An 831-nucleotide genomic window follows, 5' to 3' on the forward strand; every position below is an offset into this window, starting at 1 on the left:
CTGGCCACCGGTGAACACGTCGTCGGCAGCGGCGATGGTCGCCGTACCGGTCGCGGTATTGGCCGCGACGGTGATCTTGGTGCCATCGGAGAGGGTGAATTCCAACGGGCCGTGGTTATTGATCGGCAGACCGGCCGCGTTGGTCAGGGTCACGGTGTAGGTGACCTGGCCGCCTTCAGCCACGGTGGACTTGTCGGCGGTCAAAGTGGCAATGACTTCGCTGACGGTGTCGGTGATGGCCACATTGGCCGCGGTGCCGTCGATCACCAGGTTTTCGAAGGCCTTGCCGTCGACGCTGGCCGAACCGACGGTCAGGCTCAGGTTACTTGGGTCGCTGTAGACGTCGTCACCCTGCACCGGTGCGGTGTAGATGGCCGACAATTTGCCCGCTTCAATGGTGACGGTGTCGCCGTTGCTCAAGGTGACCTTGAGGTCGTGATCGAGTTTCTGGTCGACCTTGACGGTGAAGGTCGGCGCGAGGTTTTCCTGTACGCCGCCATTGCCTTCGATGCTGACGGTGACCTTGTCGCCCTGGCCCGATGGCTCATCGGTGACGCTGGTGTCGACTGTGGTCTGACTCAGGGTCAGTTTTTCGAAGTTGTCTGCGCCAGTAACGCTCTCGAGCTTGTTGACGATCGGTGCCTGGCCGCCGGTGAAGACGTCGTCGGCAGCGGCGATGGTTGCCGTGCCAGTCGCCGTATTGGCCGCGACGGTAATCTTGGTGCCATCGGAGAGGGTGAACTCCAACGGGCCATGGTTATTAATTGGCAGACCCGCCGCGTTGCTCAGGGTCACGGTGTAGGTGACCTGGCCGCCTTCGGCGACGGTGGG

1 protein-coding gene is annotated in these 831 nt (G+C 62.3%); it reads right to left on the reverse strand.

What is annotated here, in order from left to right:
• Positions 1-831: immunoglobulin-like domain-containing protein (locus ACM6G4_RS18675; protein ID WP_414914305.1), on the reverse strand; the 831-nt coding region annotated here is incomplete at both ends.

It is taken from the genome of Pseudomonas sp. IT-P258, from assembly GCF_949767825.1.
Taxonomy (GTDB): Bacteria; Pseudomonadota; Gammaproteobacteria; order Pseudomonadales; family Pseudomonadaceae; genus Aquipseudomonas; species Aquipseudomonas monachiensis.